At 55.8% G+C, this 15858-nt stretch carries 15 protein-coding genes and 1 pseudogene; 4 read left to right on the plus strand and 12 right to left on the minus strand.

Annotated elements, in window-relative coordinates; translation table 11 throughout:
* Nucleotides 1-20: 20 nt before the first annotated feature.
* The 7 genes and pseudogenes from FIV00_RS04800 to FIV00_RS04825 all read right to left on the minus strand — a co-directional run bounded on the left by FIV00_RS04800 (nt 21) and on the right by FIV00_RS04825 (nt 7677).
* Nucleotides 21-1652 carry an acyl-CoA synthetase gene (locus FIV00_RS04800; RefSeq protein WP_152499685.1) on the minus strand — a complete coding sequence of 544 codons (1632 nt, stop codon included), beginning with the start codon at nt 1650-1652 and terminating at the stop codon, nt 21-23.
* Nucleotides 1639-3633, minus strand: coding sequence for an acetyl/propionyl/methylcrotonyl-CoA carboxylase subunit alpha (locus FIV00_RS04805; protein WP_152499686.1), 1995 nt, complete (start codon nt 3631-3633; stop codon nt 1639-1641). The genes FIV00_RS04800 and FIV00_RS04805 overlap by 14 nt, the downstream gene beginning before the upstream one ends.
* Complete coding sequence (locus tag FIV00_RS29625) at nt 3633-4160, minus strand: O-acetyl-ADP-ribose deacetylase (RefSeq protein ID WP_247649399.1); 528 nt, start codon at nt 4158-4160, stop codon at nt 3633-3635. Before FIV00_RS29625 ends, FIV00_RS04805 begins: the two co-directional genes overlap by 1 nt.
* A gap of 81 nt (nt 4161-4241) precedes the next feature.
* A pseudogene (locus tag FIV00_RS30255) lies at nt 4242-4580 on the minus strand (ASCH domain-containing protein); the annotation flags it as partial.
* Nucleotides 4581-4583: 3 nt separating this feature from the next.
* Nucleotides 4584-5417 (minus strand): alpha/beta fold hydrolase, encoded by an 834-nt coding sequence (locus FIV00_RS04815; RefSeq protein WP_152499688.1) that lies wholly within the window; start codon nt 5415-5417, stop codon nt 4584-4586.
* 9 nt (nt 5418-5426) lie between these two features.
* Complete coding sequence (locus tag FIV00_RS04820) at nt 5427-7034, minus strand: carboxyl transferase domain-containing protein (protein ID WP_152499689.1); 1608 nt, start codon at nt 7032-7034, stop codon at nt 5427-5429.
* 1 nt (nt 7035) lies between these two features.
* Nucleotides 7036-7677: a TetR/AcrR family transcriptional regulator gene (locus FIV00_RS04825; RefSeq protein ID WP_152499690.1), complete on the minus strand. Its 642-nt coding sequence runs from the start codon at nt 7675-7677 to the stop codon at nt 7036-7038.
* Nucleotides 7678-7854: 177 nt separating this feature from the next.
* Between FIV00_RS04825 and ppk2 the strand changes: the two genes are divergently transcribed.
* Both ppk2 and FIV00_RS04835 read left to right on the plus strand, forming a co-directional pair.
* Nucleotides 7855-8763 carry a polyphosphate kinase 2 gene (gene ppk2, locus FIV00_RS04830; RefSeq protein WP_152499691.1) on the plus strand — a complete coding sequence of 303 codons (909 nt, stop codon included), beginning with the start codon at nt 7855-7857 and terminating at the stop codon, nt 8761-8763.
* Between the two features lie 170 nt (nt 8764-8933).
* Nucleotides 8934-9971 carry a Gfo/Idh/MocA family protein gene (locus tag FIV00_RS04835; RefSeq protein WP_152499692.1) on the plus strand — a complete coding sequence of 346 codons (1038 nt, stop codon included), beginning with the start codon at nt 8934-8936 and terminating at the stop codon, nt 9969-9971.
* Nucleotides 9972-9977: 6 nt separating this feature from the next.
* Here FIV00_RS04835 and FIV00_RS04840 read toward each other — a convergent pair whose 3' ends face one another.
* Nucleotides 9978-10814: an MBL fold metallo-hydrolase gene (locus FIV00_RS04840; RefSeq protein ID WP_152499693.1), complete on the minus strand. Its 837-nt coding sequence runs from the start codon at nt 10812-10814 to the stop codon at nt 9978-9980.
* Between the two features lie 96 nt (nt 10815-10910).
* On the opposite strand from FIV00_RS04840, the gene FIV00_RS04845 reads away from it, so the two are divergent.
* Nucleotides 10911-11810: a GlxA family transcriptional regulator gene (locus tag FIV00_RS04845; RefSeq protein ID WP_152499694.1), complete on the plus strand. Its 900-nt coding sequence runs from the start codon at nt 10911-10913 to the stop codon at nt 11808-11810.
* A gap of 38 nt (nt 11811-11848) precedes the next feature.
* On the opposite strand, the gene FIV00_RS04850 is transcribed toward FIV00_RS04845, so the two are convergent.
* Together FIV00_RS04850 and infC are read right to left on the minus strand one after the other, a co-directional pair.
* Nucleotides 11849-12586, minus strand: a complete 738-nt coding sequence (locus FIV00_RS04850; protein WP_209006814.1) for a class I SAM-dependent methyltransferase — start codon at nt 12584-12586, stop codon at nt 11849-11851.
* A 94-nt stretch (nt 12587-12680) separates the two neighbouring features.
* Entirely contained in the window at nt 12681-13220 is a 540-nt protein-coding gene (infC, locus tag FIV00_RS04855; protein ID WP_152499695.1) for a translation initiation factor IF-3, read from the minus strand.
* A 326-nt stretch (nt 13221-13546) separates the two neighbouring features.
* Between infC and FIV00_RS04860 the strand changes: the two genes are divergently transcribed.
* Nucleotides 13547-14029: a translation initiation factor IF-3 gene (locus FIV00_RS04860; protein ID WP_152499696.1), complete on the plus strand. Its 483-nt coding sequence runs from the start codon at nt 13547-13549 to the stop codon at nt 14027-14029.
* A gap of 26 nt (nt 14030-14055) precedes the next feature.
* On the opposite strand, the gene FIV00_RS04865 is transcribed toward FIV00_RS04860, so the two are convergent.
* Both FIV00_RS04865 and FIV00_RS04870 read right to left on the minus strand, forming a co-directional pair.
* Nucleotides 14056-14430 (minus strand): YkvA family protein, encoded by a 375-nt coding sequence (locus FIV00_RS04865; RefSeq protein WP_152499697.1) that lies wholly within the window; start codon nt 14428-14430, stop codon nt 14056-14058.
* Nucleotides 14431-14697: 267 nt separating this feature from the next.
* Entirely contained in the window at nt 14698-15858 is a 1161-nt protein-coding gene (locus tag FIV00_RS04870) for a glycerate kinase (RefSeq protein ID WP_152499698.1), read from the minus strand.

Genomic DNA, 15858 nt, shown 5'->3' on the forward strand with positions numbered 1-15858 from the left:
TTTGGGGCACGAATCGTGCATTACCCCTCCTTCTCCGCCTTTGCACGCAATGCTCGTCGAATAACTTTTCCAGTTGTCGTCAACGGCAGAGAATCGACAAACGTAACTTCCCTTGGATATTCATGTGCAGCCAGGCGCGTCTTTACGAAGTTGGCAATTTCTTTTGCCAGTGTGTCTGAAGGCTCGACGCCGTTTTTCAAAACCACATAAGCCTTGACGATCTCGGTGCGCTGCGCGTCGGGTTTGCCGACGACACCTGCCATTGCAACAGCGGGATGCTTGAGCAGGCAGTCTTCGATCTCGCCCGGCCCGATACGGTAGCCGGAGGACGTGATGACGTCATCGTCCCTTCCGACAAAACGAAGCCACCCATCGGCGTCGCAAAGACCGGTGTCGCCGGTCAGCAGCCAGTCTCCGGCAAACTTGTTTTCTGTCGCTTCGGGGTTGTTCCAATAGCCGAGAAACATCACGGGATCCGGTCTTTTGATCGCAATATTTCCAAGTGTTTCGGCAGGCAGCTCTTCGCCCTTGTCGTCCACAATGGCGACGCGGTGTCCGGGCACCGCCCGACCCATGATGCCGGGTCTGGAGGCCATCAACCGTGTGCAGCTTGAGACCACCATGTTGCACTCTGTTTGACCATAGAATTCGTTGATTGTCAGACCGAAGGTCTTCTTGCCCCAGTCGATCAGTTCAGCGCCGAGTGTCTCACCCCCGGATGCAACGGAGCGCAGATCAAGCTTCCAGTGCGCCAGCGGGTTCTCGCACTGACGCATCATCTTGAGCGCTGTGGGTGGCAGGAAGGTATTGCGGATTTTCTGGTCCTGCAGGAGTTCAAAGGCGGCTTCTGCTGTAAATTTTTTAAATCTGCATGCAACAACCGGAACGCCGAGAAAAAGCGCCGGCATCAGAACATCCAGAAGGCCGCCGATCCAGGCCCAGTCCGCAGGTGTCCAGATCCGGTCGCCGGGTTGCCCGAGAAAATCATGGCTCATTTCTACGCCCGGCAAGTGTCCAAGCAGGACCCGATGGCCGTGCAGCGCACCCTTGGGCTGACCCGTCGTGCCGGAGGTATAGATGATGATTGCCGGGTCGTCCGGAGTGGTGTTGAACGCTTCGAACGTGTCTTCGTGGCCAGCCATGTGGCTCGCCAGATCCTGTGCATCACCAGTTTCGCCGTCGACGCAAAATACGGTTGTCAGTTCGGGCAACCGGTCGCGCAAGCCCGCCAGTTTGTCTGCACCGTCCTGATCCGTGATGACAACTTTCGCCCCGGAATCGCGGAGCCTGTATTCCAGGGCCTCTTCGCCAAACAGGGTGAAAAGCGGTATGGAAATAGCGCCAAGTTTCAGAGCCGCAATGTGGGCATAGGCTGTTGCGGGGCGTTGTGGCAGGAGGACCCCAATCCTGTCGCCCGGCTGAACACCTCGGCTTCTCAGAAGGTTGGCGAGCTGGTTTGAGAGCCTTTGCAGATCCGCATAAGTGTAACTTGCGATATCGCCGTCTTCGTTGACGAAGACCAGGGCTTCTCGGTTCGGCTCTTTCTCGGCCCACACATCGCAAATCGCGACACCGATGTTAAAGCGTTCCAGAATGTCCCAATCGAATTTTTCAGTCAGGTCTTCGTAGCTTCCTGCATCATGCGGCAGCATCGGCTTCCTCCGCGAGTGCAAGAAGAACGGTTCCGTCTGTAACCTGTTCACCTTCAGCCACCAGGACTTCGCCTATGACGCCATCTCGAGGGGCCTTCAGTGTGTGTTCCATCTTCATGGCCTCAAGAATGAGCAACGGCTGATCCTTCGCCACTGTGTCGCCGGCACGCGCACTGAGTACCTTCACCAGGCCGGGCATGGGTGCGACCAGCGTATCATCCGCGCTGCCCGCATCCTCGTCCGCGCTAAGGGAATCTGGAAGGCCTACCGGAAAAGCAAAACCATTCAGGAAGACGGTCAGACCCTTGCTGTCTTCCACGACAACAGCACGGGCACGATGGCCTTCGCAGTCATAGGTGATGGAATTGCCACTGACCTCAACCAGGGAATAGTCGCGGCTGCCATCGGCCAAGTGCACGGCAAACCGGTTTTGTCCGAGCGCGTGAACTTCCACATCGCGGCGGTCTCCGCCAAATTCCAGAAGAGCGAATTGACGGGACGCACTCCATATTCGCCAGCCGGCGAGTGTTTCAAATGGATCGGTGCCGGCGACAGGCCGTGTCAGGCCGAGGGATGTCAGCGCAGCCAAGGCAACGGCGTCCTCAGGCACCGCCGGTTCGTCGATGAGCTGGTCCAGATCGCGATCTATGAGGCCGGTGTCAACGTCTCCAGCGGCGAACCCCTGATGCCTGCAGAGCGCAGCCAGGAAAGCAGCATTGGTCACACAGCCGGCAACTTCCGTCGCTTCCAGACTTGCCAGCAACTTGCCGAGCGCTGCTTCACGGGTTGGACCGTGAACGATGATTTTGGCAATCATCGGATCGTAGAAAGGGCTGATTTCATCCCCGGCACGCACTCCGGCATCGACGCGTGCGCTGTGGTCAGGAAGCGAAAGATGTTCAAGCGTTCCGATCGCCGGCAGAAAACCCTTTGGCGCGTCTTCTGCATAAAGTCTCGCTTCAAAGGCCCAGCCATCGAAGGACAAATCTTCCTGAGCTTTCGGCAGGTGCTCACCTGAGGCGACGCGAAGCTGCCATTCCACGAGATCCACGCCGGTGATGAGTTCGGTAACCGGGTGCTCGACCTGAAGGCGGGTGTTCATTTCCATGAAGTAAAACCGGTCGGACCGGAGGCCCTCGGACACGTCTGCGATGAACTCGATCGTGCCCGCACCGGCATAGTCAATTGCCTTCGCCGCCTTGACGGCAGCCGCACCCATGGCCGAACGCATGTCGTCCGGCATGCTGGGTGCGGGTGCTTCTTCAATGACTTTCTGATGTCGGCGCTGCAGGGAACAATCACGTTCGAAAAGGTGCACCGCGTTTCCGTGGCTGTCGCCAAAAACCTGGATTTCGATGTGTCGCGGCTTGGTAAGATATTTCTCGATCAGCACCGTGGCATCACCGAAGCTGGCTTCGCCTTCGCGTTGAGCGCCTTCAAGTGCCGCAGCAAAATCGCCAGGTGCATCCACGCGGCGCATGCCCTTGCCACCACCGCCTGCGCGGGCCTTGATCAAGACCGGATATCCTATTTCATCCGCTTTGCCTTTCAGGAATATCGGGTCCTGATTGTCACCGTGATAGCCGGGCACAACCGGGACGCCCGCTTCTTCCATCAAGGCCTTGGCAGCATCCTTCAGACCCATGGCGCGTATGGAGTGCGCACTTGGGCCAATGAAGACAATTCCTGCCTTTTCCAGTTCTTCGACAAAACCCGGGTTTTCTGAGAGGAAGCCGTAGCCCGGATGTACCGCTTCAGCACCGCTTTTGCGGCAAACATCGACAATCCGGTCGATCCTCAGATAACTGTCGGCAACCGGTGCCGGTCCAATCCGATAGGCCTCATCGGCCATCGCGACGTGTTTCGAGCCTGCATCTGCGTCCGAATAGATCGCAACCGTCTTGATGCCGAGTGTTCCGGCGGTTTCCATGACCCGGCAGGCAATTTCGCCGCGATTGGCAATGAGAATTTTCTTGAACATCAGTCTTCCGCCCTCCCAAGCGCGGCCAAGAGATGACGGTGATTTTCTTCACTGAAGGCAACGAGAATGACGGATCTGATATTCAGATGGTCGACAAGCGATCTCGAAATCGTGGAGGTGGCAATTTCCGCTGCCTGATCCGTGGGATAACCATAGACGCCGGTTGAGATTGCCGGGAAGGCGATGCTTTCGCAGGCGTTTTCCGCAGCAAGCCGCAAACTGGTTTCATAGCAACTGGTCAAGATTTCGGCTTCACCGTTTTTACCGCCTTGCCAGATGGGACCGACAGTGTGGATCACATGTCTGGCGGAGAGGTCATAGCCACCAGTGATCTTTGCCTGACCGGGTTCGCAACCGTTGAGCCTGCGGCATTCCTCAAGCAATTGTGGGCCTGCTGCGCGATGGATCGCTCCATCGACACCACCGCCACCAAGGAGACTTGTGTTCGCGGCGTTGACAATTGCATCGACGGAGAGACTGGTGATGTCTCCAATCAGTGTTTCGATGCGGTCGGGAGCGTTGGACACTCCATCGCGACTTTGGAAATTTTCGACAAGCTTGAACCGTTCGCAGACAAGGTCCATCTCCGGTGAAAACCCGCCATTGCGTTCAAAATAGGCCTGATGGTCTCTTTGCCATCCGCCAAGATCGTCATTTTCACCCTCGGCAAGGGCAAAGTCTTCGCCAACGTCGCAAAAGCGATTGATTGTCACATCGACGGTTTCAATGACAAATGCAGGAGTGCCATCCCAATTGAGCGCTATGTCGCGACGACCAACTACGGGAAGGGCTTCATCGCCGTTCTGAAAGTCTCGCAAAGCGCCGCAGGTAGCGGTTTTCCTTCCGTCTCGAACCAGTGCGATGAGTTGGTCGCTCAGGCCCTTGCTGTCACCGAACTTGAAGGTTTCAGCGCCGGGATATTTCTTTTTCAGATCATCAATGAACATCGTTTAGCTCCCAGCCCTGTGTTGAGCCTGCAAAAAACTCTGCACATGAAAGGCAATTGCTTCCGGCGCGTCTTCCTGCATCAGATGTCCTGCATTCGGGATAGAGACGAAACTTGATCCAGGGATCATTGCATGCAGTTCGCGTCCACGGTCTATCGGGATCCACTCATCTTCCTCGCCCCACAGGATCTGCACCGGGCAACGGATCTCTGCATATCGGTCCTGAACCTCGTCCGTATAACGCTGGTCCATTTGGGCGATCTGGCGGTAAAAGGCGGCCTGTTTTTCTGCGCCGACCCACTGATCTGCATAAGGGGTCAAAACCTCGCGTCCTGCCTTGTGATGCATTGCCGATTGCAGATAGGCGGGCAGAATGGCCTCGTGCATGTAGCTGGGCATTTCGGCAAAGGCGGTCTCATGGTGTTTCACATGCTGCACCAGAGGTGAGCCCCACGGCCTCAGGGCGACAGGATCAATCAGTGTCAGGCTGTTGTAGTCGACGGCATCGATCAGGTGCGCGCGCAGTGCGGTCGCGCCGCCGAAGTCGTGTGCGACGACATCGGGCCGGTCCAGCTTCCAATGTTCTGTCAGTGCGGCAAACAGGCGATTTTGGATACCGAGTGACACGTCACCGTCAGGCCTGTCTGAATTGCCGTAACCCAGCATGTCGTAGAAAAAGACCGTGTGGCTGTTGGCCAGCAAGGGAGCCAGTCTTGACCATTCATGAGACCAGAACGGCGTGCCGTGCATCATCACAAGAGGGGTGCCCACGCCGAGGCTGCCCCACCGGATTGAATGACCTTCAAAGTCGAATGTCTGCGGTGTCTGCCAGGTCATGATACGTCCTCACATTCTGAACAGGCCGAACCGGGTGTCTTCAATGGGAGCGTTCAGGGCCGCAGACAGCGACAAGCCGAGAATGTCGCGGGTTTTTCGCGGATCAACGATGCCGTCATCCCAAAGGCGTGCCGTCGCATAAAGCGGATGGCCCTGTTCTTCGAATTGGTCGACGATGGGTTGTTTAAACGCGTGTTCTTCTTCCTGCGTCCAGCTGCCGCCCTTGCGCTCGATGCCGTCACGGCGAACGGTTGCCAGCACGCCCGCAGCCTGTTCTCCGCCCATCACCGAAATGCGTGAATTCGGCCAGGTCCACAAGAAGCGCGGTGAATATGCCCTGCCGCACATGCCATAGTTGCCTGCGCCGAACGACCCGCCGACCAGCATTGTGATTTTCGGAACCGAGGTCGTCGCGACAGCGGTGACTAGCTTCGCGCCATCCTTGGCGATCCCGCCGCTCTCATATTTTTGGCCGACCATGAAGCCGGTGATGTTCTGTAAAAAGACAAGCGGAACCTTGCGCTGCGAGCAAAGTTCAACGAAATGCGCCCCCTTGACCGCACTTTCGGAAAACAAAACGCCATTGTTGGCGATGATGCCGACCGGCATTCCGTGAATGTGGGCAAAACCGCAGACCAGCGTGGTGCCGTAACGGGCCTTGAATTCATCAAACCGTGAGCCGTCGACAGTGCGTGCAATGACTTCGCGGATGTCATAGGGCGTTTTCAGATCGGCTGGAACAACACCCAGAATTTCCTCCGGGTCGTAGAGCGGGTCTTCTGGCGTTTCCATGGCAACGATGGAGGATTTCGTTCGGTTCAGGCTGGCGATAGACCGACGGGCTAATGCGAGCGCGTGGGCATCATCGCGGGCCAGATGATCTGCCACACCGGACAGGCGTGTGTGCACGTCTCCACCGCCGAGGTCTTCCGCCGTAACTTCTTCGCCCGTTGCGGCTTTGACCAGAGGAGGACCAGCCAAAAAGATCGTGCCCTGGTTTTTGACGATAATGGTCTCGTCGGACATGGCCGGCACATAAGCGCCGCCCGCGGTGCAAGACCCCATCACCACTGCTATCTGGGCAATGTCCTTCGACGACATCTGAGCCTGATTGTAGAAGATCCTGCCGAAATGGTCGCGGTCAGGAAAGACCTCGTCCTGATTGGGCAGGTTGGCGCCACCGCTGTCCACCAGATAGATGCACGGCAAGTTGTTCTCAGCAGCAATTTCCTGAGCGCGCAGATGCTTTTTTACGGACATTGGGTAGTAGGTGCCACCTTTGACCGTTGCATCATTGGCAAGGATCATCACTTCCTGGCCTTCGACACGGCCGATCCCGGCGATCATGCCAGCCGCTGGTGCTGCACTGCCATACATATCGTGTGCGGCAAGCATACCCACTTCCAGGAAGGGAGACCCCGGATCGAGCAGACGCGAGACACGTTCACGCGGCAAGATCTTGCCTCTTGAAAGGTGACGTTGCCGTGCGTTCTCGCCGCCACCGTCAAGCGCGGATTGCGCGGCCTGTTTAACAGTGTCCATGGCCTTTTCATGGGCTTCACGGTTCTGCGCAAATTGTGCGCTCTTCGGCAAGAGGCTCGATTTGAGGATGCTCATGTCACCCGGTCTCCCTTTGGGATGTGTCCTGACCTGGCGCGACTGCCTTGCGCACCAGTTTGAGATAGAGATCTTCAATGTCCTTTTCGGACAGATGGCCGCCTTCACGGTACCAGGCAGGAATGCCGGTCAGCATGGCGATGATCGCCCTTGTTGCAACCTTCGCATCGTCCACGGCGTAGCGCCCCAATTCGCCACCACGTTTCAGGATCTTAGTCAGGATAGCCTCATAGCGGCGACGCTCGACTTCAACGAGTTCGAAGTTCTGCGGCTCCAGATTGCGCAGTTCCATATAGGAAATGAACACCTCGTCCGCGCGTTCCAGGTGGTAGCGGATGTGGAAGCGGACAAACCTTTCAAGCGGGTCCATCTTCTCCTCAACGGATGCCTTGTCCCAGGCGGCCAGCAGTTCGGCCATGTGGGTCAGCATCAAGTCCTTGAGAATGTCCTGCTTGGTCGGAAAGTGGTTGTAGAGCGCTCCTGGCTGGACACCGACATCGGCAGCGATTTCCCGCATGGAGACAGCCGCATAGCCCGACGTGGCGAACCTGCGAAGTGCGGCACTGCGCACACGCGCAGCAGTTTCCTGGCCTTTTGCCCTGGGTTGAGGCCGGGCAGGCGTCTTTGCAGCTGTGTGTGCCATTTTTCCTCCAAGACTGTAAATAAATGAACGATCATTCATTTACAAGATAATTTTCACAGGAAGACACCCTGGGCTGAGATAAATCATTGCGAAGTCGGGCCTCTGTCAAAAAACTTACATGGATAAACTGTTCACAGACACTGAGCATTTCGCCTTGATTGCTAAAGGGACCGATTGATGACCGATGCCGACGCAAAAACCTGGGTTGAGGCTGAATGGGCCGACAGCCTCGATGAAGAAATCGAAATGGAGATTGACGACAATCTGATCGCAAAGGATCTCGCGTTCATCTCCGACAAGAAGCACAAGTCGTCGATAAGCCGGAATACCTATTTTCACGAATTGCTTCGAATGCAGGCCGAACTGGTCAAGCTTCAGGATTGGGTCCAGCACACCGGAAAGAAGATCGTTATCGTTTTTGAAGGGCGGGATGCCGCAGGCAAGGGAGGCGTGATCAAAAGAATCACGCAGCGCCTCAATCCAAGGGTTTGCCGTGTTGTTGCCTTGCCGGCACCGACGGAGCGCGAAAAGAGCCAGTGGTACTTCCAGCGGTATGTTCCGCACCTTCCGGCTGCCGGTGAAATCGTGCTTTTCGACCGTTCCTGGTACAACCGCTCAGGTGTTGAGCGTGTCATGGGGTTTGCCGACGAAAATCAGGTCGAGGAGTTCTTCAATGACGTTCCTGAATTCGAACGCATGCTTGTGAGGTCGGGAATCACGCTGATCAAATACTGGTTCTCCATCACGGATGAAGAACAGCAGCTCCGCTTTCTGATGCGTGTCCATGATCCCCTGAAACAGTGGAAACTGTCGCCGATGGATCTGGAATCGCGCGTGCGCTGGGAAGATTATACCAAGGCCAAGGAAGACACGTTTGAACGCACCAACATTCCCGAAGCGCCCTGGTTCATCGTTGAAGGCAACGACAAGAAGCAAGCGCGCCTGAACTGCATCAATCACCTCTTGTCGATGCTACCTTACGAGGAGGTGCCGCATGATCCGGTTGTGCTGCCCGAGCGGCGTTACAATCAGGACTATGAACGCAAGGTTTTGCCCGAACATCTCTATGTCCCGGAAAAGTTTTGATCAAGCTGCCTGCTTTCAACGATACGCTCCAACATGCAAGTGTGCCGAAGGTGCTCTGGGCATGCCTGCAGAGGGGTCTCTTCACGCAACCGCGCATTGTCAGCAGCGCCGGCAGACGGCATACAAGGGGCGATTGACGAAGAAAGCGGGCTAACCGGTCTCCCCGTCCCATGACCGACGCCGTGACAGGAGAATTGAATTTGGCAGACAAGATCAGATGGGGAATTGTTTCGACGGCAAAGATCGGCGTCGAAAAGGTCATTCCGGGCATTCAACGATCGCAAACGGGAATTGCCGCAGCGATTGCTTCAAGGACGCTGGACAAGGCACAGGAAACGGCCAAGGCGCTTGGAATTGAGAAGGCTTACGGAAGCTATGAAGATCTCCTGGCCGATCCTGACATCGATGCGATCTACAATCCGCTGCCAAACCATATGCACGTGCCCGTCACGATCCAGGCGGTGAATGCCGGCAAACATGTTCTGTGCGAAAAACCTATCGCGCTGAATGCCGATGAAGCGCAGCAGTTGCTTGAGCTTCCAAAGGACAAACTGGTCGCCGAAGGCTTCATGGTGCGTGCTCATCCGCAATGGATCAGGGCGCGGGAGATTGTGCAGTCCGGCGCTCTTGGCGAACTCAAGGCCATTCAGGCCTTTTTCAGCTATTTCAACGCCGATCCTGGCAACATCCGAAACAACGCTGACATCGGTGGCGGCGCTCTTCTTGATATTGGTTGTTACACAATGTTGGCAGGCCGGTATTTCTTTGATGCGGAACCGACCCGCGTTGTATCTCTGATCGACCGCGATCCTGATTTCGGTACGGATCGCATGACCAGTGCCTTGCTGGATTTCGGACAGAACAGGCATCTCAACTTTGTCGTATCCACCCAGTTGGCGGCTTACCAGCGATTTCAGCTTGTAGGGACCAAGAAGCGTCTTGAGATCATGATCCCAGTGAATGCTCCTCAGGGTGAGCCGGTTGAGCTTCGCCTCGATGATGGGTCTGCTTTGGGGGATCGATCGAGTGTTTCAGAGACGATTGCAGCCTGTGATCAGTATGCCGAGCTTGTCGATGTTTTCGATCGTGCAATTACAGGCGAGACGCCTTTGCCGTTTGGTGTTGCCGACGCGATTCAGAACATGAAGATCCTGGATGCAATTTTTGCGTCGGCAGACCGTGGAGGCTGGGTAAATCTTGAAGGATGAATTCCTTCAAAGAGGTTCAAACGCATAGCCTTTTTCGCGGCGTGTCAATGTGGCAAACGCAGTCGTGTTGACGTGGGTCGCGCCGAAGGTAATGCGGTCCGATGCGATCTTGTCAAACAGTGTTCGGCGCGTTCGAACAGCGTCAGCAGGATTGCTGTCGAGCGCATAGGTGATGTCCGGATTTGAAAATTGAAGCTTGTCCGAGACCACGGCGTCGGCCAGGAGCAGGCAATCCTCCCGACCAGACGCCAGGTGCACGACCTGGTGGCCTGGCGTGTGGCCCTGGGCGAGCAACAATCCGATCCCATTGCCAAGATCCACGTCACCTGAGTGCTGAGTGAGCTGATTTTTCAGCGGTTCTGCAAGTGCCTGTATCAGACCAATCATCGGCTTCTGTGGGTCCTCGGCGGACGACAACAATTGCGGATCGGTCCAGAACGCCCATTCCCGAGCCTGAATGTGAATTTCAGCATTTGGAAAGAGACTGTTGCCGTTGGCGCTCAATCCGCCAATGTGATCTGCATGCATATGCGTGATCACGATATCGGTAATTGTTGACCGTTTGAGCTCAAGATCCGAGTCTTGCCAGTTTAACCGTCCTGTTTCCGGGAAGCGTTCCTTGAGACAGCTTCCAGATCCTGCGTCTACCAGAACGTTCCTGTTTTTCGTTTCGATCAACCAGGTGTTTGCGCCAATGCGCGTGGTCGGTGTAACCGCTTCGCGCTCATGAGGCTGCGTATTCAAAAAATAGTCTGATGGGATTTGAAGATGACCATCGGAGAGACTGGTGATCGTCAGATCGCCAAGTGCAAGGGTCGCGGAAGTCTCGTTAATATCTCGCATGTGGTGCTCCCAGTGTTTTTAGCTGGGGCGAGACTAGTTTCTGGACATGGCCAAGACGATTGGCGTAATAGCCAAATGATGTGCTAAATCGGCCAAATGACCAAAGCCTTTCATTTTGCCATCCTTGCCTACCCGGGAGTAATGCAATCAGCTGTTCTCGGATTGCAGGACATTCTGGCATTCTCGTCCGAGAGCAGTGCGGAGAAGCTTCAATTCAGCGTCCTGACAGACTTTGAGGCCATTTCCGCTGGGTATGATGCGGTGATACTTCCCCCGTCGACCGACGAAGTGAAGGTCGAACAAGTGCCGCACTTGCCGCCGTTTTTGAAAAGGGTGCACGAAAAAGGAGCTGTCGTCTGCTCCGCCTGTACCGGCCTCAGTTTTGTTCTGGCTGCGAAGCTGGACGGCGGAAGGACGGTTACAACGCATTGGGGACTGGAACAAAGGCTCAAGGCAAACCACCCGGAACTCAGCCTGGATACGGGAGCCATTCTGGTCGAATACACCGATCTCATCACCGCCGGCGGTTTGATGGCCTGGATCGACCTCGCACTTGCCCTGATCGAACGCTTTCTGGGCTATTCAGTTGCAGCCAAGACGGCACGGCATTTCATTGTCGAATTTCGCCGTCGCGATCAGCGCCGGTTCCGCCGCTTTGTTCCTGAATTGCGCCATGGTGATGGTGCTGTTCTGAAAGCGCAGCACTTTTTGGATCGCGTTGCATGTGAAGACGTAACTGTGGAAATGGTCGCAAGGTCTTCTGGATTGCCTGGCAGGACGTTCTTGCGGCGCTTCAAGACCGCCACCGGCTATTCACCAAAGGCCTATCTTCAGGAGCTGCGTATCGAACGTGCGCGCGACCTGCTGATCGAGACCGACAAAAGCGTTGCGGAGATCTGCTATGCCGTTGGGTACAACGATCCGCCCTCTTTCGTGCGTTTGTTTGTTCGCCTGTGCGGACTTCCACCGGGCGGCTTTCGCGAGCACTTCAAATAAACGCTCCCGTTCCGGTGTTCGCAGGACAGGTCCGGCTGCTACGTTTTCGCAAGTGGCCTTGCTTTCAACCAAAGAAATAACGGAAGTCTTTGCCAGTTTTTCAAGCGGTCGGGTGTGGACTTCGGATCTGGTACGGGTTCCTTGATCGATGTGATGGCAAGGCCGGCCTGTTCCAATGCGGCCGCGTAATTCTGCAGCGGCTGCGACCAGCCGAAAAAAGACATTTCCAATCCGTCCTGGACCATCGTCTCTTCGAACTGTGTCCGCTCGAAGTATGGTTCGGTTATAACGAACGGCGCATTCGGGCCTGCGTTCTGAAAGCTGCCGATATCTGCGAATGGGTGCACGATCGAAATCGTCAGAATGCCGTCGGGCTTCAATACACGGGCGACTTCAGAAAGTGTTGCCGGTACGTCCTCGACATCCATCAGGACGTTGTAGGCGGTCACCTGATCGAAGCTGTTGTCCGGAAACGGGATGGTGTCAGCTGCACAGACTGCAAAGGCATTTGCCGACATTGCGTCCTTTGCCGCGTCGATGAAAGCCTCCACGGGATCGGTTGCCGTTACGCGAAAGCCGCATTCCGTCAACAACCGGGACACCCGGCCTTCACCGCAACCGATTTCGAGCGCATCGCCGGGGCCCTTGCCGATGAACTCGGCTAGTTGACCGCGATAAGCCCAGAATGCATCGTGACTAGGCGTACGCGCCCACTTGATCCAGTCATTAGCGATCCTGGTCCAATGGGCTCTGTCCTTGCCTTTGCCATCCATCATCTTCAGCTTTCAAAATATCGGTTGAGTTCAGATTTCGACTGAATAAAAAACCCCGCCGAAGCGGGGTTTCATGAAATCAGATTGGCCTGCCGTCTTATTTGATCGGAGCAAGGACCATGACCATCTGCCGGCCTTCAAGCTTCGGCGACGATTCAACCTTGGCGATTTCGGAGGTCTCCTCGCGGACTTTGTTCAAAAGTTTCATGCCCAGATCCTGGTGGGCCATTTCACGGCCGCGGAAGCGAAGCGTAACTTTCACCTTGTCACCGTCATTGAAGAATCGCAGCATGTTTTTCATCTTCACTTCGTAATCGTGCGTGTCGATGTTCGGACGCATCTTGATCTCTTTGATCTCAACGGTCTTCTGCTTCTTGCGAGCTTCTGCAGCTTTCTTCTGGGCCTGATATTTGTAACGGCCGTAGTCCAGGATCTTGCAGACTGGGGGGTTGGCATTTGGCTGGATTTCTACCAGATCCAGGCCGGCATCCATCGCGATATCCATCGCTTCTTCGGTCGGCACGACGCCGCGGTTGGCGCCTTCATGATCAATCAACTGGACTTCGCGAACGCGAATTTCATTGTTAGTGCGCGGGCCTTCCTTCGTAGGAGGCGGGGCGCGGAACGGACGGCGAATGGTCGCAATCTCCTCTATCGTTTCACTTAAGCGTCAGGAACTGGCTCGGTTCCTACACGAAAAACCCCGGAACACAAGTACCAAGGCCACTGTCGCGTGTCTCCTGACGCCGACCTAAAGCTCCTGCGAAACCGGTGAAAAGTCAACCGAAAACAGCGGTTTTCAGTAATTCAGAAGGCGTTTTCAGGAGCGCAAGTCGTTGTTTTGCGGGCAAATGCATGCAATTGGCGCGTTGGAAGCGAAAGCGATGCGTTCTGGCTGTTGCATTCCAGCTACCTGATGGGCAAGTAAGTACCGTGGCGCTTTGACACAAGGAAGAACTCGAATTGGACGGCGGAAAATTCTTATATCAGCTGCTTAAGGTCATCCTGGGCTTTGTTCTGGCTGTCGTCGCGTGCGGTTTGTTTCTTGCCTGGGGGTTCTTCCGTGCATCTCATCCCAATGACGACCCGATCGCGTTTGCAGCCATGATCGGGACGGGTTTGGTCGGTGGCAGCGTTGTTGGAGCAACGGCAATTCTGCCCGCTTCGATACTCATTGCAATTGCGGAAGCGGCGCGTCTGCGCAGCCTCGTCTTTCATGTCGGGGCTGCCGGTGCAATCGCATTTGGGGTCTGGACACTCAGTGATCCGGCAACGGCAGACGGATTTCGACCTGGCAGCGTTGTCGCTCTTGCTGCCGGGTTTCTGGCCGGGGCAGTTTATTGGTTGATTGCCGGTCGCTCCTCCGGTGCCTGGCATTCCAACTCAAATCCGTCACCCGTGAAGGATCAAGAAAGGTCGAGCGGTTCCAAGGACGGCAATGCCTAGCGTTCTCAGTTCTTTCGACTTCTGCGCTAAAGTTCGCCGTCCTTAAGCGCCTCGCGGGCAGCCTGATAGTGGTCTTCCCGCATATGACTGCGGACCATCGCAATGGCCGCCATGAGCACGGTTGCGTCGTCGCCGAACCCGACGCCAATCAGGAAATCAGGAATAGTGTCGATTGGAAGAACAAAATAGGCGAGTGCGGCAAACACCGTCGCGCGGACCTTGGTCGGTGTACCTGGGTCCAATGCGCAGAAATAGCCGGCAATCACATCTTCCATAAACGGAACCTGACGGGCCGCCTTGCGAGCGGTCGCCATCAATTTCTGCCGGATGGTTTGCTTTTGCTCATCCTCAGGCCCGAGAATTTCCGGGTCAAACCCGAGATCTTCGAAGGTCGTGTTCATAGATTGTCCCGCCTGCTTCACTATGAAAAAGATAAGGGCAGACGAGCAGATCTTCAACTTTGGTTGCGTCAAGCCTTGGCTGTTCAGCGAATGCGAAAGTTGAGAAAATCCATCAATTGCAATCATTTAATGAAGCGAAAGAAGCAGTCTCAGCGAGGTGTGCCTGTTGCCATTTGATGCCGAATCGAGCCTGTTTTCGCAGGTGAAACAAATGGCAACAGAACTCCTTTCAAGCAAGCCTTTCCAGCTCAGGGGCTTCGAGCCAAGTCAGGCGACCTTCAACCTTGAGCCGACCAACACCATGCGAAGGGCGTCTTCACTGGCGTTCCGAAGCAGCTTTCCGGCATCGGAGATTGCATCTTCCAATGTGCAGGGACGTTTCAAAATCGAGGCAAATGCATCTATGCCGGTTTCAAAGGTTTCGCAAACCCCGCTGCCTATTGTGCCCGCCAATGCGATCGTAGGTATGTTTCGCTTACGCGCCCGTTGCGCGACCTCACAAGGCACCTTGCCAAACGGGCTCTGGCCGTCCAGTGCACCTTCCGCAGTGATGACAAGGTCGGCGGATTTCAACAAACTGTCGAATTCCAGGTACTGCATCACGATGTTGAAGCGTGGGTGCAAATGTGCACCCGCAAATGCGATCAGTCCGGTTCCCAGTCCACCGGATGCACCTGACCCGTTTCTATGACCAAGATCCAGGTCGAGATCACGATTGAGAAGCAGGGCGTAGATCTCAAGGGCTTCCTCAAGTGACTGAACCTGGCGCGGTGTTGCGCCCTTCTGCGGTCCGAAAACACGTGCGACCCCACGATCGCCCAGCAAAACATTGTGCCAGTTCACCGCGGCATCGATCTGCGTTTCACTCAGGCGTGGATCAAGTCCAGAGATATCGATCCTCGATAAGTTTGCGAGTGCAGCTCCTCCGCGCCCGATACAGTTGTTGTTCGCATCAAGCAGGCGCGCGCCCAAGGCCTGAGCCATGCCCGCGCCGCCGTCGTTGATGCCGCTGTCGCCGCAGCCGATCAGAATACGTTTCGCGCCTGCATCAAGGGCGGCCAGGATCAGTTCGCCCACACCGTAACTCGTTGTTCGGGTCGGATCCCGCTGATCGCGGGGAACCAGGCTCAATCCCGCAGCGGCTGCCATTTCGATAACTGCCGTCCGACGATCCTTGCCCCCAAGCATGCCGAAAAAGCTCGAAACGGTTTGTCCAACAGGTCCCGTGACCATGATTTCGTGAAGCGTGCCGCCAGTCGCGTTGACAAGGGCTTTTGTGAAGCCTTCGCCTCCGTCGACCATCGGAGCTTTCAAGATGGTGCACTCGGGAAGTGCGCGTCTGCAGCCTTCCGAAATGGCTGCGACCACGTCGTCCACATCCAGAGACTCCTTAAATCCCGACGGTGCGACAAGAATATTGAGAGTCAT

The sequence above is a fragment of the Labrenzia sp. THAF82 genome (assembly GCF_009363435.1).
GTDB classification, from domain to species: Bacteria; Pseudomonadota; Alphaproteobacteria; order Rhizobiales; family Stappiaceae; genus Roseibium; species Roseibium porphyridii.